The organism is Streptomyces sp. NPDC007929 (assembly GCF_042959065.1).
Taxonomy (GTDB): Bacteria; Actinomycetota; Actinomycetes; order Streptomycetales; family Streptomycetaceae; genus Streptomyces.
The window spans coordinates 54682-74209 of the sequence record NZ_JBIBKD010000014.1; the positions used below are offsets into that span (position 1 = coordinate 54682).

Annotated in this window: 17 protein-coding genes; 11 read left to right on the plus strand and 6 right to left on the minus strand. The window is 73.1% G+C overall.

Features of this window, described 5'->3' with window-relative positions; translation table 11 throughout:
• Positions 1 to 5: 5 nt before the first annotated feature.
• From rhaS to ACFZDE_RS34840, 8 genes are all read left to right on the plus strand, one after another.
• Entirely contained in the window at positions 6 to 1091 is a 1086-nt protein-coding gene (gene rhaS, locus ACFZDE_RS34805; protein ID WP_391207196.1) for a rhamnose ABC transporter substrate-binding protein, read from the plus strand.
• Positions 1092 to 1108: 17 nt separating this feature from the next.
• Positions 1109 to 1429, plus strand: coding sequence for an L-rhamnose mutarotase (locus ACFZDE_RS34810; RefSeq protein WP_390999426.1), 321 nt, complete (start codon positions 1109 to 1111; stop codon positions 1427 to 1429).
• Between the two features lie 16 nt (positions 1430 to 1445).
• Positions 1446 to 2876, plus strand: a complete 1431-nt coding sequence (locus ACFZDE_RS34815) for a BNR-4 repeat-containing protein (RefSeq protein ID WP_391207199.1) — start codon at positions 1446 to 1448, stop codon at positions 2874 to 2876.
• Between the two features lie 86 nt (positions 2877 to 2962).
• Entirely contained in the window at positions 2963 to 3988 is a 1026-nt protein-coding gene (locus ACFZDE_RS34820) for a LacI family DNA-binding transcriptional regulator (protein ID WP_031105178.1), read from the plus strand.
• A 132-nt stretch (positions 3989 to 4120) separates the two neighbouring features.
• Entirely contained in the window at positions 4121 to 5422 is a 1302-nt protein-coding gene (locus ACFZDE_RS34825) for an alpha/beta fold hydrolase (protein ID WP_391207202.1), read from the plus strand.
• A gap of 98 nt (positions 5423 to 5520) precedes the next feature.
• The gene (locus ACFZDE_RS34830; protein ID WP_391207205.1) at positions 5521 to 6255 is read left to right on the plus strand and encodes a PIG-L family deacetylase; all 735 of its coding nucleotides are present in this window, start codon (positions 5521 to 5523) and stop codon (positions 6253 to 6255) included.
• Positions 6256 to 6290: 35 nt separating this feature from the next.
• On the plus strand, positions 6291 to 7187 hold the full coding sequence (sigJ, locus tag ACFZDE_RS34835; RefSeq protein ID WP_391207208.1) for an RNA polymerase sigma factor SigJ: 897 nt from the start codon (positions 6291 to 6293) through the stop codon (positions 7185 to 7187).
• Positions 7188 to 7217: 30 nt separating this feature from the next.
• Positions 7218 to 8060, plus strand: a complete 843-nt coding sequence (locus ACFZDE_RS34840) for a pentapeptide repeat-containing protein (RefSeq protein WP_391207211.1) — start codon at positions 7218 to 7220, stop codon at positions 8058 to 8060.
• Here ACFZDE_RS34840 and ACFZDE_RS34845 read toward each other — a convergent pair.
• A complete protein-coding gene (locus ACFZDE_RS34845) occupies positions 8022 to 9521 on the minus strand; it encodes a cytochrome P450 (protein WP_390999407.1) in 1500 nt (499 codons plus the stop codon). The two genes, ACFZDE_RS34840 and ACFZDE_RS34845, sit on opposite strands and share 39 nt — an antisense overlap.
• Before the next feature lie 109 nt (positions 9522 to 9630).
• Between ACFZDE_RS34845 and ACFZDE_RS34850 the strand changes: the two genes are divergently transcribed.
• Both ACFZDE_RS34850 and ACFZDE_RS34855 read left to right on the plus strand, forming a co-directional pair.
• The gene (locus tag ACFZDE_RS34850; protein ID WP_390999403.1) at positions 9631 to 10239 is read left to right on the plus strand and encodes a TetR family transcriptional regulator; all 609 of its coding nucleotides are present in this window, start codon (positions 9631 to 9633) and stop codon (positions 10237 to 10239) included.
• An 85-nt stretch (positions 10240 to 10324) separates the two neighbouring features.
• On the plus strand, positions 10325 to 11053 hold the full coding sequence (locus ACFZDE_RS34855) for a DUF2470 domain-containing protein (RefSeq protein WP_391207214.1): 729 nt from the start codon (positions 10325 to 10327) through the stop codon (positions 11051 to 11053).
• On the opposite strand, the gene ACFZDE_RS34860 is transcribed toward ACFZDE_RS34855, so the two are convergent.
• From ACFZDE_RS34860 to ACFZDE_RS34880, 5 genes are all read right to left on the minus strand, one after another.
• Entirely contained in the window at positions 11021 to 12208 is a 1188-nt protein-coding gene (locus ACFZDE_RS34860) for a beta-propeller fold lactonase family protein (protein ID WP_391207902.1), read from the minus strand. The genes ACFZDE_RS34855 and ACFZDE_RS34860 overlap by 33 nt on opposite strands.
• A gap of 153 nt (positions 12209 to 12361) precedes the next feature.
• Positions 12362 to 13483, minus strand: a complete 1122-nt coding sequence (locus ACFZDE_RS34865) for a hypothetical protein (RefSeq protein ID WP_391207221.1) — start codon at positions 13481 to 13483, stop codon at positions 12362 to 12364.
• Between the two features lie 46 nt (positions 13484 to 13529).
• Positions 13530 to 14783 (minus strand): FUSC family protein, encoded by a 1254-nt coding sequence (locus ACFZDE_RS34870; RefSeq protein WP_390999394.1) that lies wholly within the window; start codon positions 14781 to 14783, stop codon positions 13530 to 13532.
• Positions 14784 to 14893: 110 nt separating this feature from the next.
• A complete protein-coding gene (locus ACFZDE_RS34875; RefSeq protein WP_391207224.1) occupies positions 14894 to 15388 on the minus strand; it encodes an FBP domain-containing protein in 495 nt (164 codons plus the stop codon).
• A gap of 102 nt (positions 15389 to 15490) precedes the next feature.
• On the minus strand, positions 15491 to 16165 hold the full coding sequence (locus tag ACFZDE_RS34880; protein WP_391207229.1) for a PAS domain S-box protein: 675 nt from the start codon (positions 16163 to 16165) through the stop codon (positions 15491 to 15493).
• Between the two features lie 152 nt (positions 16166 to 16317).
• Between ACFZDE_RS34880 and ACFZDE_RS34885 the strand changes: the two genes are divergently transcribed.
• Positions 16318 to 19509, plus strand: a complete 3192-nt coding sequence (locus tag ACFZDE_RS34885) for a cytochrome P450 (RefSeq protein ID WP_391207240.1) — start codon at positions 16318 to 16320, stop codon at positions 19507 to 19509.
• The last annotated feature ends 19 nt before the right edge of the window (positions 19510 to 19528 follow it).

Consider the following 19528-nt stretch of genomic DNA (forward strand, 5'->3'; position numbering starts at 1 on the left):
TCGCCATGCGTAAGACCACCCTCCGCCGCAGCTGTGCGGCGCTCGCCACCGCCACCTCGCTCGCCCTCGCCCTCACCGCCTGCGGCGGCGGCACCACCAAGAAGGACGTCGCGAACGACGGCGGCAGCGCGGCCACCGCCGGCAAGGCCGACCCGAACGCGGCCACCAAGAAGGGCCTCACCGTCGGGTTCCTGCCCAAGCAGGTCAACAACCCGTACTTCACCAGCGCCGACAAGGGCGGCGAGAAGGCGCTCAAGGAGCTGGGGTCCAGCTACAAGGAGGTCGGGCCGTCCAGCGCGACCGACACCGCCGGGCAGGTCTCCTACGTCAACACGCTCACCCAGCAGCAGGTCGACGCGATGGCCGTGTCCGCGCAGGACCCGGGCGCCCTGTGCACCGCGCTCAAGCAGGCCATGAAGAACGACATCAAGGTCGTCACCTACGACTCCGACACCAAGCCCGACTGCCGCAACGCCTTCGTCTCGCAGGCCTCCGCCGAGGACCTGGGCCGTACCGAGGTGCAGCTGCTCGCCAAGCAGATCGACTACAAGGGCGAGATCGCGATCCTGTCCGCCGCGCAGACCGCGACGAACCAGAACACCTGGATCGACTTCATGAAGGACGAGCTGAAGAAGCCCGAGTACAAGAACATGAAGCTGGTGAAGATCGCGTACGGCAACGACGACGCCCAGCAGTCCTTCCAGCAGACCCAGGGCCTGCTCCAGGAGTACCCGAACCTCAAGGGGATCATCTCCCCGACCACCGTGGGCATCAAGGCCGCCGCCCAGTACCTGTCGGGCTCCAAGTACAAGGGCAAGGTCAAGCTGACCGGCCTCGGCACCCCCAACGACATGCGCAAGTACGTCAAGAACGGCACCGTCGAGGGCTTCGAGCTGTGGGACCCGGCCAAGCTCGGCGAGCTGGCCGCCCGCACCGCCGTCGCCCTGTCCTCCGGCCAGATCACCGGCAAGGAGGGCGAGACCTTCAAGGCCGGCTCCATGGGCGAGTACACCATCGGCAAGGACGGCGTGATCAGCCTCGGCAAGCCGACCGTGTTCGACGCCAAGAACATCGACCAGTTCAACTTCTAGACCCTGGGAGGTCGTTGATGCAGCGCGTGTGCTTCCTGCTGAAGGTCCGGGCGGAGCGCCTCGACGAGTACCGCGAGCGGCACGCCGCGGTGTGGCCCGAGATGCTCCAGGCGCTCTCGGAGACCGGCTGGCACAACTACTCGCTCTTCCTGCGCGAGGACGGACTGCTCGTCGGCTACCTGGAGACCGAGGACTTCGCCGCCGCCCGGGCCGGCATGGAAGCCACCGACGTCAACGCCCGCTGGCAGGCGGAGATGGCGCCGTTCTTCGAGTCGCTGGACGGCACCCGGCCCGACGAGGCCATGAAACCCCTCACCGAAGTTTTCCACCTCGCATGACGATGGAGTCCACGAGATGCACAGACGTACGCTGCTGGCCGCCGCCCTCGCGGGAGCCGTGGTGACCCCCGCCCTCGCCTCCGGCACCGCGCAGGCCGCCGACCCAGGGCCCTCGCTCACCCTGACCGGTAGCACCCTGCTCGACGCCCAGGCCATCTTCTTCGTGTCCTACGACGGGTTGGTCAACAACAACGCGTTCCAGAAGAACGGCCTGCTGACCTACAAGGGCTACCAGTACGCCGTCTGGTACACCGCCGACCGGGGCGCCGTCGTCGGCCGCCGCAAGTTCGGCACCAGCACCTGGTCCACGGTCAAGGTCGGGCACAACCTGCGCTACAACGACTCCCACAACGTCATCTCGATGGGGGTCTCGAAGGTCGACGGGCGTCTGCACCTCAACATGGACTCCCACAGCGACGGCTTCACCTACGTCAAGTCGGTCGCCGGCCTGATGGACAACCCGGACGGTCTGAGCTGGACCGCGAGCCGCTTCGGCGCACCCCAGTCCACCCTGGACGGCCTCGCCCTCACCTCCCAGTTCACCTACCCGCAGTTCGTCTCCACCCCCGAGGGCAAGCTCCAGCTCAGCTACCGGGTCGCCATCTCCGGCAACGGACGCAACGCCCTCGCCGAGTACGACGGCACGAAGTGGACCAACCTCGGCGAGTGGTCAAGCTCCACCGGCACGTACACCAGCGAGCACGGCTCCTCCACCGCCCGCAACATGTACCTGCACGGCATCGACTACGACAAGAACGGCCGGCTGCACTCCTTCTTCACCTGGCGCGAGCAGAACGGCGCCGTGATGTGCAACGGCGGCGGCATCACCAACCACGACACCGGCTACGTCTACTCCGACGACCGCGGCCGCACCTGGCGCAACGACGCCGGTACCGTCGTCGGCACCACCGGCGGCTCCGACAAGGTCGCCGTCACCGACAGCGGCCTGGTGATCGACCCGCTCAACCCGGACCACTCCCTGATGAACCAGGAGAGCCAGTTCACCGACTCCGCGGGCCGGCCGCACGCGATCATCTCCTACGTGCCCGGGCGCTTCGGCCAGTGCACCACCAACTACGTCGCGAACCGCACGGCCAGCGGCCGCGCCTTCCACGTCCGCAAGAACTCCTCCGGTGCCTGGCAGAAGACCGAGATACCGGTCCCGCTCAACTCCAGCCAGCGCACCAAGCTGATCCTGGACAAGTACGACAACGCGTACGCGATCTTCCCGTTCTGCCGGATCGCCGGGGCCTCCAAGGCCTCCGGATACACGGACTGGACGATGCTGTACGACGGTGTCTCCGCCGGACTCAACGCCTTCGGCGAGGTCGTGATCGACGAGAGCCGCGTCGCACAGGACCACTACCTGTCGATCATGTACCAGGAGAAGTCCAGCGGCACCACGCCCTCGGCGCTGCGCAACATCAACTTCCGCCTGCCCGCCTGACCGCGTCCGGTTCCGGGGCGGCCTGCCGGTAATGTGAGGCCGCTCCGGCCGCCGCCCCCCGACTCCCCTCTGGAGGTCCCTGCCCGATGGCCCAGTCCGTGGGTATCAAGGACGTCGCCCGCGTCGCCGGAGTCTCCGTCGGCACGGTCTCGAACGTGATCAACCGCCCGGACACGGTCGCGACCGAAACCCGGGCGCGGGTGCTGTCCGCGATAGACCGGCTCGGCTACGTCCGCAGCGAGTCCGCGCGCCAGCTGCGCGCGGGCCGCAGCCGCATCATGGGGCTGCTCGTCCTCGACATGGGCAACCCCTTCTTCGTCGACGTGGCGCGCGGCGCCGAGCGTGCCGCCCGCCGCGCCGGACTCGGCGTGATGGTCTGCAACAGCGCCCAGAACCCGGGCGAGGAGGCCGAGTACCTGTCGCTCTTCGCCGAGCAGCGGGTGCGCGGCGTGCTCCTCACCCCGGCCGACGCCACCGGCCGCAACATCGAGGCGTTCCGTCGGCACAACATCCCGTTCGTCCTGGTCGACCGGGTCGCCGAGGGCACCACCGAGTGCTCCGTCTCCGTCGACGACGTCGCGGGCGGCGCCCTCGCGGTACGCCACCTCGTCGACGCCGGGCACCGCTCCCTCGCCTACGTCAGCGGCCCGCCCGGCCTGAACCAGGTCCGCGACCGCCGCACCGGCGCCCTGGAGGCGCTCGCCGAGGCCGGGCTCGGTCCCGACGCGCTGCGCGAGCTGCCCACCGAACGGCTGGACGTCGCCGCAGGCCGTGACGCCGGGGCCCGGTTGCTCGGCCTCGCCGACCGGCCCACCGCCGTGTTCTGCGCCAACGACCTGCTCGCCCTCGGCGTCCTGCAAGCCATGTACGCGGCAGGCGTGGGCGTCCCCGACGACCTCGCCATCGTCGGCTACGACGACATCGAGTTCGCCGCGGCCGCCGCCGTCCCGCTCACCTCGGTGCGGCAGCCCGCCGTCACGATGGGAGCCATGGCCGCCGACCTGCTGCTGGAGGAGACGGAGGAAGAGGGCGCGGCGCGCGCGCACGAGCACCGCAGGGTCGTCCTCCAGCCCGAGCTGGTGGTCCGCCGCTCCAGCCTGTCCGCCCGCTGAGCCTGAACAGCCGTTCAGGAACGGTCTGAACGGCCGTTCAGCAAGGTTTCATGATCGAAGGGCTCACCCGCGGACGATCGCTGTGATGAACTGGGACGCGGCCCGAAAAATCCGTCCGTCCCGGGAGCCCTGTTGACCGTCAGCTACCGCCAGCCCGGAGTCGTCCTCACCGACCGCCGCTTCACCGTTCCCCTCGACCACGACCGCCCCGGGGGCGAGACGATCGAGCTGTACGCCCGCGAGGTCGTCGCGAGCGACAAGACGCACCAGGACCTCCCGTGGCTGGTCTACCTCCAGGGCGGCCCCGGCTTCGGCGCCGACCGCTCCGTCGGCCGGCCGGGCTGGCTGGGCCGGGCCCTGAAGGAGTACCGCGTCCTGCTGCTCGACCAGCGCGGCACCGGCCACAGCACCCCCGCCAACCGCCAGACACTCCCGCTGCGCGGCGGCCCGGCCGAGCAGGCCGAGTACCTCACGCACTTCCGGGCCGACGCGATCGTCCGCGACTGCGAGGCCGTCCGCGCCGAGCTCACCGGCGGCAAGTCCTGGACCGTCCTCGGCCAGAGCTTCGGCGGCTTCTGCGTCACCAGCTACCTGTCCCTCGCCCCCGAGGGCCTGGCGACGGCCGTGATCACCGGCGGTCTGCCCGCCCTGGACGCCCACGCCGACGACGTCTACCGGGCCGCCTTCCCGCGCATCGAGCGCAAGGTCGCCGCCCACTACGCCCGCTACCCGCAGGACGCCGAGCGTGCCCGCCGCATCGCCGAGCACCTGCTGCACCACGACGTGGTCCTGCCAGGCGGCTACCGGCTCACCGTGGAGGCCTTCCAGTCCCTCGGCATCGTCCTCGGCACCGGCGACGGCACCCACCGCCTGCACTACCTCCTGGAGAACGCCTTCGTCCGCACCCCGCAGGGCTCCACCCTCTCCGACGCCTTCCAGGAGCAGGCGCAGGCCATGCTCTCCTACGCCCGCCACCCGCTGTACGCCCTGGTCCACGAGTCGATCTACGGCCAGGACGCCCGGCCCACGGCCTGGTCCGCCGAGCGGGTGCGCGCCGAGTTCCCGCAGTTCGACGCCGCCAAGGCCCTCGCGGGCGACGAGCCCCTCCTGTTCACCGGAGAATCGATTCACCCCTGGATGTTCGACTGCGACCCGGCGCTGCGCCCGCTGCGCGAGACCGCCGAACTGCTCGCCGCCCGCACCGACTGGACACCCCTGTACGACGCCGCCCGCCTCGCCGCCAACACGGTGCCGGTGGTGGCGGCTGTCTACCACGACGACATGTACGTCGACACGGCCCACTCCCTGCACACCGCTCGCACGATCCGGGGTCTGCGCACCTGGATCACCGACGAGTTCGAGCACGACGGCATCCGAACGGGCGGCCCCCGCGTCCTCGACCGGCTGCTGGCGCTCGTACGGGACGAGGCGTGATGCCGAGCATTGGCGAGTGACGACAACGCGTCAGATGCGCGTGCCAGGCCCCGCGTCCGCGGGCTGATCCCAACGACGAAGGCCCTAGTCTCTCGGACATGACGACCACTCAACTCCAGCCCATGCCCGGCGACTGGCGGCGTGCCCTCGCGGTCGTGGCCCACCCGGACGACCTCGAGTACGGCTGCTCGGCGGCGATCGCGGCCTGGACCGACGAGGGCCGTGAGGTCGTCTACGTACTCGCGACCCGGGGCGAGGCGGGCATCGACACCATCGAGCCCGCCCGGTGCGGGCCGCTGCGCGAGCGGGAGCAGCGGGCGAGCGCGGCGGTGGTCGGCGTCTCGGAGGTGGAGTTCCTCGACCACCGGGACGGCGTGATCGAGTACGGCACCGCCCTGCGCCGCGACATCGCCGCCGCCGTCCGCCGCCACAAGCCCGAGCTGGTCATCACGCTCAACCACCGCGACACCTGGGGCGGCACCGCCTGGAACACCCCGGACCACGTCGCCGTCGGCCGGGCCACGCTCGACGCGGCGGGCGACGCCGGCAACCGGTGGATCTTCCCCGAGCTCGTCGAGCAGGGCCTCGACCCCTGGGACGGTGTGCGCTGGGTGGCCGTCGCGGGGTCCAGCACCCCCACGCACGCCGTCGACGCGACGGCCGGCATGGAGCGGGCGGTTGCCTCGCTGCTGGAACACCGCAGCTACATCGAGGTGCTGACCGACGAGGACCCGGAGACGTATGTGCGCGGCTTCCTGACGCAGCACGCCGAGCGGACGGGGGAGCGGTTCGGGGGCCGGCCGGCGGTGGCGTTCGAACTCTTCGGCAGATGAGACACCCGGCTGATCGACGGACGACGGGGGAGACCATGACAGGCATTGAGGAACTGGCCGGGCGGTTCGAGGAACACCGAGGACACCTCAGGGCGGTGGCCTACCGCATGCTCGGATCGCTGTCCGAGGCGGAGGACGCCGTCCAGGAGGCCTGGCTCAAGCTCAGCCGCGCCGACGCGCACGACATTCAGAATCTCGGCGGCTGGCTGACGACCGTGACCGGCCGCGTCTGCCTGGACCTGCTGCGCTCGCGCGCCGCACGCCGCGAGGAGCCGATGGGCGACGCCTTCGTCCCGGACCCGGTGCTCCGGCCCCTGGCGCAGGTCGCCGATCCGGCCGAGGAGGTACTCAAGGCCGACTCCGTGGGGCTGGCCCTGCTCGTGGTGCTGGAGAACCTGGCGCCCGACGAGCGGCTCACGTTCGTGCTGCACGACATGTTCGCCGTGCCGTTCGACGACATCGCGCCGATCGTGGAGCGCAGTGCCGCCGCGACCCGGCAGCTGGCCAGCCGCGCCCGGCGCCGGGTGCGCGGTGCGACCCCGTCGGCCGAGCCGGACCTCGGCCGGCAGAAGCAGGTGCTCGACGCGTTCCTGGCCGCCTCACGCGCCGGGGACTTCGAGGCGCTGCTGGCCGTCCTGCACCCGGATGTGCTGCTGCGGGCCGACTCGGGTGCCCTGGTGCGCGGAGCGGCCGCCTCCAAGCTGGTCCGGGGCGCCACGGCGGTGGCCGAGCAGGCGCTCATGTTCGCCCCGTTCACGCGGGCCGCGGAGCTGGTCCTGGTCAACGGCGCGGTTGGAGTGGTCAGCATGCACGGGGACCACGTCCAGTCGGTCATGGGCGTCACCGTCGTGGACGCCCGCATCACGGACATGTACATCCTGGCCGATCCCGAGCGGCTGGAGCGTCTGGAGGTGCCCGGCCCGGCGGCGTGACCGGAACGCACCCGTCGATGATCGTTCCGTATGCTGAACCGCATGCGAGAACACCAGACCGAGCGGGCGGAGCTGCGCGGCGATTGCGCGCGGTGCTTCGGGCTCTGCTGCGTCGCCCTGCCCTTCGCCGCCTCGGCCGACTTCGCGGTCGACAAGGCCGCCGGCACGCCCTGCCGCAACCTCCGGGAGGACCACCGCTGCGGGATCCACGCCCGGCTCCGGCAGCAGGGATTCACCGGCTGCACGGTCTACGACTGCTTCGGCGCCGGGCAGCAGGTCTCGCAGATCACCTTCGGCGGGCAGGATTGGCGGACCGGGCCACCGGAACGGGCCCGCCGCATGTTCGAGGTCTTCCCGGTCGTCCGGCAGCTGCACGAGCTGCTGTACTACCTGACCGAGGCGCTCGCCCTGCCCGCGGCCCGGCCCGTCCACGCCGAGCTGCGCAAGGCGCTCGCGAAGACCGAGGAGCTGACCGCCGGGACGCCCGAGCAGCTCGCCGGTCTCGACGTGGCGGCGCACCGCCAGGAGGTCAACGTCCTGCTGCTGAGGACCAGCGAGCTGGCCAGGGCCGGCGTCAAGGGCCGTCGGAAGGACCGCCGGGGCGCGGACCTGATGGGTGCCCGTCTCAAGGGCGCCGACCTGCGCGGCGCGAGTCTGCGCGGCGCCTGTCTGATCGCCGCCGACCTCACCGGCGCGGACCTGCGGGGCGCCGATCTGATCGGCGCCGACCTGCGCGACGCGGACCTCTCGGACGCCGACCTGACCGGGGCGCTCTTCCTCACCCAGCCGCAGCTGAACGCGGCCCGGGGCAGTGCCGGGACCCGGCTGCCCGGCTCAGCCACCCGCCCCGGGCACTGGACGGCGCAGGTCTGAGGCCGGCTCCGGCACCGCCGTGCGGCGCTCCGGGTGCAGCCTCAGGCCCTCCGGCATCAGCGTCAGCCGTTCCACCACGCGCAGCCGGTAGGCGGGGTCGGCCCGCAACTCGTAGCGCCGCAGCAGCAGTCCGAGCACCAGCGTGGCCTCGTGCAGCGCGAACTGGCGGCCGATGCACGCCCGCGCGCCCGTCCCGAACGGCTTGAAGGTGTGCGGGGGCCGCGACCGTACGGCCTGTGCGTCGAAGCGGTCGGGGTCGAAGCCCTCGGCGTCCGCGCCCCACACCTCGGGGTCCCGGTGCAGCATCGGCGTCAGCACCAGCGCCCAGGCCCCGCGCCGCATCGGGTGCTCCCCGGCCAGCACCGTGTCCTCGCGGGCCTCCCGGGAGAACGCGGGCGCGGTGGGCCACAGCCGCAGTGACTCGTCCAGCACCCGGCGGACGTAACGCAGCCGGGCCACCTGCTCGTAGGCCGGTTCCGCCGTGCCGCCCCACACCCGGTCCACCTCGGCGCGGGCCCGGGCCGCGATCTCGGGGTGGCGGGAGAGGTAGTGCAGGGCGAAGGAGAGCGCGCCCGAGGTCGTCTCGTGCCCGGCGACCAGGAAGGTGATGACCTGGCGGCGGACGTTCTGCGGCGCCAGCCGCTCTCCGGTGCCGGGGTGGACGGTCTCCAGCATGCGGTCGAGCAGGTCGCCCTCGCCGCCGCCGCGGCCGGCGCGCCGGGCCCGGATCAGCTCGTCGACCGTGTCGTCGAGGTGGGCGATGTCTGCCGCGTTGCGGCGGGTCGCGCCGCGCAGCAGCAGGGGAGCCAGCGGGAAGGGCACGGTGTTGAGCCGCTGCGCGTAGGTCAGCGTGCCCACCATCGCGGTCACGAAGGGATGCGGCCGGGAGCGCTCGAACGAACCGAAGTCGTGCCCGAAGCCGGTGCGCGCGATGGTCTCCAGGGTCAGCTTGGTCATGTCGCCGGGCACGTCCACCGCCCGGCCCGCGGCCGCCGCCCGGTCCCAGTGCTCCGTCAGCCGCCGGGCGACGTCCAGCATCATCGGGTGGTAGCCGGCCATGGCGTCACGGCTGAACCCGGGCGCGAGCACGTCATGGGCCAGCTGCCAGTTCGGCTCGTGGTTGTACGCCGTGAACAGGCCGTCCCCGGCGACCGGCCGGAGGTTGGCCACGCCGAGGCCCACATGCTTGGCGAACCGGGACTCGTCCGCGAGGTCGGCCGCGTGCCGGGCACCCCACACGAACACGAACTCCTTGCCGAACGCCTTCCGCCGGAAGACCGGGCCCAGTTGGCGGGCGCAGCGCAGCGAGTCCTGGATCGGGGTGCTGCGGTTCACGCCCACGACGTCGCCGAGGAGGGGGACGCGGCGTGGCGGATGCGGAATGCGGTCCAGCTCCGGCCAGCCCAGCTCGGCGCTGCGGAACCCCTTGGGCTCCCCGGTCCGTATCGGCGTCCGGGTCATGACGCGATCTCCCTTGATGCGGCGGCGGGTTCGCATGTGTTGTACGTGGGTTCAATAGCGCGGTTCAGTCTGGTCCGGTTGTTGAACCGGCGTCAAGTAAAGTGCGGGCATGGCCGTGAACCAGGGCGGGCGCACGCGCCGCCGGCTCAGCACCGAGGAGCGCCGGGAGCAGCTTCTGTCGGTCGGGGCGCGGCTGTTCTCGGAGAGTGCGTTCGACGACGTGTGGATCGAGCAGGTCGCCGAGATCGCCGGGGTGTCACGCGGGCTGCTGTACCACTACTTCCCGACCAAGCGGGACTTCTTCGCGGCGGTCGTCGAGCGGGAGAGCGAGCGCATGCTGCGGATGACCGCGGCGGTGCCCGGCGTGCCGGTCCGCGAGCAGCTCACGGCCGGTCTCGAGACGTTCCTGGAGTACGTCCAGGCGCACGCGCACGGCTACCGGGCCTTCCATCGCGCCGACGCGGCCGGGGATCAGGCGGTCCAGCGGGTCTACCAGCGCGCCCTGGCCGCGCAGGAGCGGCAGATCCTCGCCGCGCTCGCCGCGGATCCCGAATTCGGGCCCTCCTTCGAGGAGCGGCCGGAGGTCCGGCTGGCCGTGCGCGGCTGGCTGGCGTTCACCACGGCCGTCTGCCTGGAGTGGCTGCGCGGCACGGAGTTGGGGCGGGAGCAGGTGCGCGAGCTGTGCACGCGCGCCCTGCTCGGCGTCCTCACGCCCTGAAAGGTCTTGAACCGAGCGGGTGGCGTGGTTGGCGCACACCCCGATCTTCGATAGGTTAGGTGAGGCTTACCTAAGGAGGTCTGGGATGGGTGACGACAGCCACAGCTGGACGGCGGCTCCCGCCGCGGCGGAGCGGGCGCGTTCGGTGCTCGCCGCCGCGTGGTCCTGCTCCGTGACCGCGGAGGGCACGCGCGAGGAACTGGTCGGCGCGCACACCGTGGGCGAGGACGGCAGGGTGCTCGTCGAGGTGCCGGAGGACAGCGGCCTGCTCGCGGCCGCGATCTGCGCGCCCCGCGGCGAGCCGTCCGCCGTGCTGGAGTTCGCCGACGTCGCGCCCGTCCCCGTCCGCAACCGGATCCGCTCGCGGCTCTGGCTCGCGGGCTGGTTCGCCGTGGAGGGGGCGCGGCTCGCCTTCACGCCCACGCGGGTCGTGCTGCGGCAGCCGTCCGGGTCCGTGCTCGTGGACCTCGACGAGTTCGCCGCCGCCGCGCCCGACCCGCTCACCACGGCCGAGGCCCGGCTGCTGACCCATCTGGCCGACTGCCACGCCGACGCCGTCGAGCGGCTCACCCGCCTCGTCGACTCGGGCAGCCTGCACGGCGCGGTCCGCGTCCAGCCGCTCGCCGTCGACCGGCACGGACTGACGCTGCGCATCGAACGGGCCCGCACCCACGGCGACGTACGCCTGGCCTTCCACGCCCCCGCGGACGACGTGGCGCAGCTCACCGAGCGCATGCACATCCTGCTCAGCCAGGCCACCGCCGCGTCGTGCCCACGGGCCCTACAGCGGCAGCGCGCAGACGGCGACGGGTGAGGGGAACGATTCTCCAGCGCGCCGCAGTTCGCCGTTCGCCCGGTCCACGTGGAAGACGGTGACGGTGGAGGACTTCTGGTTCGCCGCGAACAGCAGCGTGCCCCCCGGCGCGAAGGCGATCTGCCGGGGGAAGTCCCCGCCCACCGGCACCGTGCCGAGCAGCCGGAGCCGGGCGCCGTCCGCCTCGACGGCGTAGCGGGTGAGGCTGTTGTGGCCGCGGTTGGCGAGAAAGGCGTGGCGCCCGTCGGCGGTCACCAGGATCTGCGCCGGGTAGCTGGTGCCGGGACCCGTGCCCGTGGACTGTGCCTCACCGACGGTCACCCGGCCGGAGGCCTTGTCGTAGGCGCAGACCGCGACGGTGTTGTCGGCCTCGTTGGCGAGGTAGGCGTACCGGCCGCCCGGGTGGAACGTGAGTTGGCGCGGGCCGGCGCCGGGCCGGGTGTGCGCCTGCGCGACCTCGGTGAGTGTGCCCGCCTTCTCGTCCAGCCGGTAGGTGTAGACGGTGTCCGTGCCCAGATCCACGGCGAGGACATGGCCGCCGTCCGGGCTCGTGACGAACTGGTGGGCGTGCGGGCCCTCCTGGCCGGGGCCGGGCGCCGGGCGGGTGTGCCGGACGAGGTCGGTGCGCTCGCCGAGAGCGCCCGAGGCGTCGATGGGGTGCACGGCCACACTGCCCGAGCCGTAGTTCGCGCTGAGCAGCCAGCGCCCGCCCGGATGCACCGACAGATGACAGGGGGCCGCCCCGCCGGTGCTCCGGCTGCCCAGCACCTTCCGGTCGGACAGCCGGACGGCGGTCACCGCGCCGTCGTCGCGCTCGTCCACCGCGTACAGCGTGCCGCGGTCCGGGTGGAGCGCGAGGTACGACGGGTCCCCGACACCGGGGATCGTGCCGTCGCCGGTGATCCGGCCCGTCGCCGGGTCGTACGTGGCCAGCCCGATGCCCGCACCGCCGCCCTCGACGGACGTGTAGGTGCCGACGTAGAGCGGGCGGGGCCCGGAGGGGCGGCGGGCCCCCCGCGACGTGCCCGGTTCCGGGGCCGGGGTCGCGGTCCTCGCGGGCGCCGGTGCGTTGTCGCAGGCCGGCAGTGCCGCCACGGCGGCTCCGCCCGCCAGCGCGCCGACGAACCGGCGCCTGCTCCAGCCACCACTGTCCATGTCGCCCCTCAGGTCGTCACTCGTCCCCGTCGTGACAGCCACCCTGGCGGTTCCCACCGCCCGCGTGCAACAACGGCCGGGGTGTCGCACGTGGTGCGGGTCCGTCGCGGCGGCCCCGGCGGTCCCGCACGGGGGAGGGCCGCGCCGGGCCGGTCACCAGTCCCCGTCCTCGACCGGCTTGCCCGGGGCGTCCCTGAGCTGCTGTGTCTGCCCCGGCGTGGGCGGCTGCCAGGGCTCGTGGTCGTCGCCGAGCCAGTCGCCGACCGGCTTCACGGACCGGAGTTCGTCCGTGGCCGCCAGGTCCTGCGCCTCCTCGTCGTAGTAGTCGAACCAGGGCAGGCCCGCCCTCGTGTACGCGGCCCGGTCCACCGGCGACGGCGGCGCGGCCTCGCCGGTGATACGGCGCCACTCCGGCGGCGTCACCAGGTGCACGAAGACCCGGCCCGACGGCTGCCGCGACCAGTCCGCGAGCGGCCGTTCGTCCTGGTAGACCTCCTGCCGCATCGAGCCACCGACCCCGAGCCCCATGGCCGCGGCCGCGCGCGGAGCGCTCGCCGGAGCCGCGGGCGCGGCACCGGGGGCCGGCGGGGCCGCCATCGGCACCGCGGCGCCGTAACCACCGGCCGCGGGCGCACCCTGACCACCGGCGGCCGGGCCGCCGAACGCCATCGGCATCGGCATCGCGCCACCGTGGCCCCCCGGCTGCGCGGGCGCCGGGGGCACCGGCCGCCGCCGCTCCTCCGCACGCCACCGGGCCAGCGCCCGGTCGTTCAGCGCGAAGGACTGCAACTGCACGCCGCCCCACACCTCCTCGCCCGTGACCTGCCCCTCGACGGTGGCGCCCAGGCCGAGCGGGACGGCCACGAACTGCCGGACCGTGCCCGTGCCGGAGTTGATGCCGTCCAGCCAGGGCTGGCGGGGCAGCACCACGTAGTTCTGCGGGTCGCGGGCCGGGCGGTCGCTCCAGGGCCGGCCCGAGACCGCGCACACCTTGCCGACACCGACCTGGAGCGCGGCAGGCTCCGAGGTGCCCGCGAAGCTCAGCCACATCGCCTCGCGCAGATACACCGGCAGCATCACACCGCCGCGCGCCCGCCACGCCTCGGGAACCCGGTCCGCGTAGTCGGCGACCCGCCGCACCGGGAACTCGCCGAGGCCCGGCGGCAGCGGATGGGTGCCGCTCTCCGGCAGGCGCAGGGTGCGGATGAACCGCACCGCGACCCCGCCCGGCAGCCGCAGTGTGTTCCCGTCGATCCGCACGGTGGTGTCGGCCATCGGCCCGCTCCTCGCATCCGGGGCCGGCCCCCTGCCGGCGTCCCCCTCAGCGAGAACGCGCGTCGAACCCCGCGCGGTTCCGCCACAGCTGCTCGGTGACGCCCAGCCGCTCCCGCAGCCGCGTCAGCCGGGGCATCCGGGCGCGCTGCTCGCGCGACACCCGGTCCAGCTCCTCGAACAGGCGACGGGTGCGGTGCTCGGTGTCGAGCTCGTCGAGGATGCGGTTGACCTCCGTCAGGACGGCGCCCGGCAGCTGCCAGTGTTCGGGGGAGCGCTCGGCCTCCTCGCGCAGCAGCAGGGCCAGCTTGTCGCGGGTGCCCGCGGCGGTGCGCAGTTCCGCGGCCAGACGCTCCTCCGCCGACTCGGCGCTCGCGCTGAGGTGCGTGGTGACCAGCACCGCGAAGCTCACCACGGCGTCGGCGATCTCGGACAGCACCTGCTCCAGGGCGGCGCCCGTCTCGGCCTCGAACAGCGGCTCGGGCTCCCGCTCCTTCGCGAGGTCGGTGAGGGACCGGGCGAGCACCCGCAGGACGACCGTGCAGATCTCCAGCGTGTCCAGGCCGGTGCGCATCACGACCCGGTGCAGCACGCTGTCCTGCACACGCGGGTTGAGCCGCAGACTGTCCTCGGCCTGCCGCAGCGCCGCGTCCACCTCGACGATGTCGTGGTCCAGCCGGCGCGCCTCGTGCAGCTGCTTCTCCGCCCGCTCCACGGGTGTGCCGCCCGCAGCCTCCTCGCCCATGCGCAGCATCAGCTGCCGCAGCCGGCGCGCCAGACCGTCGATCGACTCGCCCGCCTCCTCCACCCACACCGGCGGGGACAGCAGCAGGTTGCAGGCGAGCCCGACGGACGCGCCGATCAGCGTCTCCACCACCCGGGCCCAGGCGTAGTCGCCGACGCTGGTCACACCGAGGACGAGCATCGCGCTGATCGCGACCTCGGGGACGTACTCCTCCACCCGCACCAGCCGCCCCACGACCAGCGACGCGAGCAGCAGTAGGGCGAGGCTCCACCAGGTCAGGCCCACCAGCAGGCTGAACGCGATGGCGACGAGGACGCCGGTCACCACGGCGTTCACCCGCCTGAAGCCGTTGGTGATCGTGGCGTAGAGCGTCACCTGGACGACCAGCAGCGCCGTCAGGGGAGCGGTGAGGGGGGCCGGCTCGGGGCTCAGACGCAGCGCGATGACGTACGCGATCGTCGCCGCGGTCGCCGACCGCAGCGTCTGGACGACCACGGGATCACGACGCTTCCTCACGATCCGCTCGACGCGCGCCGTCCACTCACGTACCTCTCGCATCCTGGGGCTGTTCCCCTTCCCGGCGCATCGAACGCATCCGTCGGACACATCCATGAAGGACGCTCATGAAGGACGTTAGCGCCGGGGCATACCGCGGGCGACCGAGGGGATCAGGCGTACACCTTGTCGAGGAAGGCGGTCAGATGACCCCTGGTCCGCTCGATCTGCTCCTCGACGGTGAGGCTCTCCTCGAACCGCGACCCGGCGTCCAGCGCCTTCCTGCCGCGGATGTACAGGGAGCAGGCGAGGTCGGTGCACATGTACGCCCCGACGGAGTTGCCCTCCCGCCCGGCCGCTCCCGCCTTGCGTGCCGTCATCAGCGCGACCCCGCCCCGCGGGTGCGTCGTCAGGCACAGCGAGCACATGCTGCGGTGCAGGAACCCGCGCCGCGCGGCCTGGAACCGCATCGACACGCCGACGAGCCGCCCGGCCCGCTCGGTCACCAGATAGCTCCGGTCGGGTGCCCCCGGGTCCCGCCACCCGAGGAAGTCGAGATCGTCCCAGGGGCGCTCGCCGAGGTCCCGGGGCACGGCCAGGCGCTTGGCCTCGCCCTTGGAGCAGTTGACGAAGGAGGCGCGGATGTCCTGCTCGGTGAGCGACTGCACGGGGGGCTCCTGAGAGTGGTCGTCCGGAAACCTAGGGGTCCTAGGTTTTGGGGGTGCAGTCAGGTTAGGGGGCCGTGCCGCGCGGGGGCCAGCGGATTTCCGTCAGGCCTCGTCGCCGAGGGCCTCCGCGTCGTGCGGGGCCTCCGCGACCTCCGGCGGCCAGACCCCGGCGCTGAGCACGCCGAGCGCATAGGCCCGGGCCACCAGCTCCGTGCGGTGGGACGCGCCCCAGCGGGACGACAGCCGGCGCAGGTGGTAGGTCACGCCGTCCGGGGTGAGGCCTGTCTCGCGGGCGGCCCGGGCCGTGGTGGCGCCGCCGGCCAGCAGTGCCAGGACACGGGCCTCCATCGGTGTGACCCGGGCCGCCCCGGCGGGGGCGGTGGGGGAGGGGGCCGGCTCGGCGTCCACCCGGAGCATCACCAGCAGCGCCGGGGTGTCCTGCGCCGAGTCGCTGACCGGGTCCGCCGTCAGCTCGCCGTGGCGCTCCACGCCGCCGGGGGCCTGCCAGCGCACCGACACCTGGTAGCGCGAGCGGTGGCGCAGCCGCAGGGCCTCGGCGACGCGCTCCACCTGCGTGGCCTCCCGCGGGCGGAACAGGTCCAGCACGTCCAGGCCACGCAGCCGCCCCGGCGTCGTACCGCACTCCGCGGCCATCGCCGGATTGGCCAGCAGCACCGCCCCGTACACATCGCACACCGCGACCGGCATCGCGACCCGGTCGAACAGCAGCAGAGCGCGGTTGCGCCACGTCACGGCCTCCTGCCGAGCCAGGTCCACGAGCCTCTCCTGCCACGCCGGGCCGCTCCCGCGCAAGAGCGGCGCATCTGCTCCCACTACACAATCATGCAGTTTTGCGGCACCGGCCCCCGGGCCCGGTGGATCACGCTGGAGGGCAGTACTTCCGTACCGCGAAAGGCAGTTGCCGCGTCATGCCCCCCACCGGACAGACTCCCCTGACCGCCGACACCCTCCCCGGTGTCCCCGTCGCCGACATCACCGCCACCGGACCCGGCGGCGCGCCCATCCAGCAGGCCATGGACCTGATGCGCGAGCACGGGCCCGTGTTCGTGCGGCGGTTGTACGGGCGGGACACCCTGTTCGTGGGCGACCTGGACCTCGTGGCCGAGCTCGCGGACGAGCGGCGGTTCGCCAAGCACATCGGGCCCGGTCTGGAGAACGTCCGCGAGTTCGCCGCCGACGGCCTGTTCACCGCGTACAACGACGAGCCCAACTGGGCCAAGGCGCACGACATCCTGATGCCCGCCTTCGCGCTGGGCTCGATGCGCACCTACCACCCCGTGATGCTGAAGGTGGCCCGCCGCCTCATCGCGTCCTGGGACCGAGACGCCCGCGCCGGGCAGCCGGTGAACGTGCCCGACGACATGACCCGTATGACGCTGGACACCATCGGACTCGCCGGTTTCGGCTACGACTTCGGCTCCTTCGAGCGGGCCGAGCCGCACCCCTTCGTCGAGTCGATGGTCCGCTGCCTGGAGTGGAGCATGACCCGCCTGGCACGCGTCCCCGGCGGGAACTACGCGGCGCAGGACGCGGCCTTCCGTGACGACTCCGCCCATCTGGCCCGGGTCGTCGACGACGTCATCGCCGCGCGCACCGGCACCGACCAGAGCGACGCCGACGACCTGCTGGGCCTGATGCTCACCGCCGAGCACCCCGCCGACGGCACCACCCTCGACACCGCCAACATCCGCAACCAGGTCATCACCTTCCTGATCGCCGGCCACGAGACCACCTCCGGCGCCATGTCCTTCGCGCTGTACTACCTCGCCAAGCACCCCACCGCCCTGAAGCTGGTGCAACGCGAGGCCGACGCGCTGTGGGGCGACACGGCCGACCCCGAGCCGACCTACGACGAGATCGGCAGGCTGACCTACACCCGTCAGGTCCTCAACGAGGCCCTGCGGCTGTGGCCCACGGCAGCCGTCTTCTCCCGGCAGGCCCGCGAGGACACCCTGCTCGGCGGGCGCATCCCGCTGCGCGCCGGGCAGGCCGCCCTGGTCCTCACCCCGATGCTGCACCGGCAGCCCGTATGGGGCGACAACCCCGAGCTGTTCGACCCCTCCCGCTTCACCGCCGAGGCCGAGGCGGATCGCCCGGTGCACGCCTTCAAGCCGTTCGGCACCGGCGAACGCGCCTGCATTGGACGGCAGTTCGCGCTGCACGAGGCGACCATGCTGCTGGCCATGCTCGTCCACCGCTACCGGCTGAGCGACCACGCCGGCTACCGGCTCACGGTCAAGGAGACCCTCACCCTCAAGCCCGAGGGCTTCACCCTCGCGCTCACGCCGCGCACCGCCGCCGACCGCGTCCACCCGCCGCTGCCCGGCGCCGCCCCGGTCCGGCAGGCGGAGCCGGACGCGTCACGGGACCTGCCCTCCCGGGTCCGCCCCGGCACGGCCGCGCTCTTCCTGCACGGCAGCAACTACGGCACCTGCCGCGACTTCGCGGCGCAGCTCGCCGACGAGGCCGCCACGCTCGGCTGCGCCACCGAGGTGGCCCCGCTCGACGCCTACCCGGACGGCCTGCCCACCGACCGCCCCGTGGTCATCGCCGCCGCCTCCTACAACGGCCGCCCCACCGACGACGCCACCGCCTTCGCCGCCCGCCTCGAAGAGACCCACGACCTGTCCGGCGTGACCTACGCCGTCCTCGGCGTCGGCGACCGCAACTGGGCCGCCACCTACCAGCACGTGCCCACCCGCATCGACGAGCGGCTCGCCGCGTCCGGCGCCGTCCGCCTGCTGGAGCGTGCCGCGGCCGACGCCTCCGGCGATCTCACCGCCACCGTCCGCGCCTTCACGGCCTCCCTGCGCCGCGCACTCCTGGAGCGCTACGGCGACCCGGACGCCACCACCCCGGAGCCCGAGCCCGCCACCGCCTACGAGGTCCGCACCGTGACCGGCGGCCCGCTCGACGCCCTCGCCGAACGGCACGGCCTCCTCCCCATGCGCGTCACCGAGGCCCGGGACCTCACCGCGTCCGGCCACCCGCGCCGCAAGCGCCTGGTCCGCGTCGCGCTGCCGGACGGCGTCACCTACCGCACGGCCGACCACCTCACCGTGCTCCCCGCCAACGCCCCGGACCTCGTCACACGCGCCGCCACCGCGCTCGGCGTCGACCTCGACACGGTCCTGGACATCCGCGCCACCCGCCCGCGCCGCGACGGCATCGCCGTGGACCGGCCCGTGACGGTACGGCAACTGCTCACCCACCACGTGGAGTTGCAGGAGCGCCCGAGCGCCGGGCAGCTGGCCGCGCTCGCCGCCGCCAACCCGTGCCCGCCGGAGCGCGCGGCCCTGGCCGCCCTCACCGACGACCCGCGCACCCTCGTGGAGATCCTGGAGGACCACCCGGCCCTGCGCGGCGCCCTGGACTGGCCGCTCCTGATCGACCTGCTCACGCCGCTGCGCCCGCGCCACTACTCCGTCTCCTCCTCGCCCGCCGTCGATCCCCGCCATGTGGACCTGATGGTCTCGCTGCTCCAGGCGCCCGCCCGCTCCGGCCGGGGCGTCTACCGGGGCACCGGCTCCGGCCACCTCACCGGCGTCGAGCCCGGCGACACCGTGTACGCGCGCGTGCAGCCCTGCCGGGACGCCTTCCGCGTCGACGTCACCGCCGACGCGCCGCCGGTCGTCATGGTGGCGGCGGGCACCGGCCTCGCGCCGTTCCGTGGTGTCATCGCCGACCGCGCGGCCGCCCTCGCGACGGGTGCCGAACTCGCCCCGGCCCTGTGCTACTTCGGCTGCGACGCCCCCGACGCGGACTTCCTGCACGCCGAGGAACTGCGGGCCGCCGAGACCGTCGGCGCCGTGTCCCTGCGCCCCGCCTTCAGTGAGGCCCCCGAGGGCGAGGTGCGGTTCGTGCAGCACCGCGTCGCCGCCGAGGCGGCGGAGGTGTGGGCCCTGCTGGAGGCCGGGGCGCGGGTGTACGTCTGCGGAGACGGTTCCCGAATGGCGCCCGGGGTGCGGGAGGCGTTGCGTACGCTGTTCCGCAAGCACACGCGGGCCGTCGACGGCGCCGACGAGGCCGCCGCCGAGCAGTGGCTCGACGGGCTGATCGCGGACGGGCGTTACGTCGAGGACGTGTACGCGGCCGGCTGACCGAAGCGGCGGGGGAGGG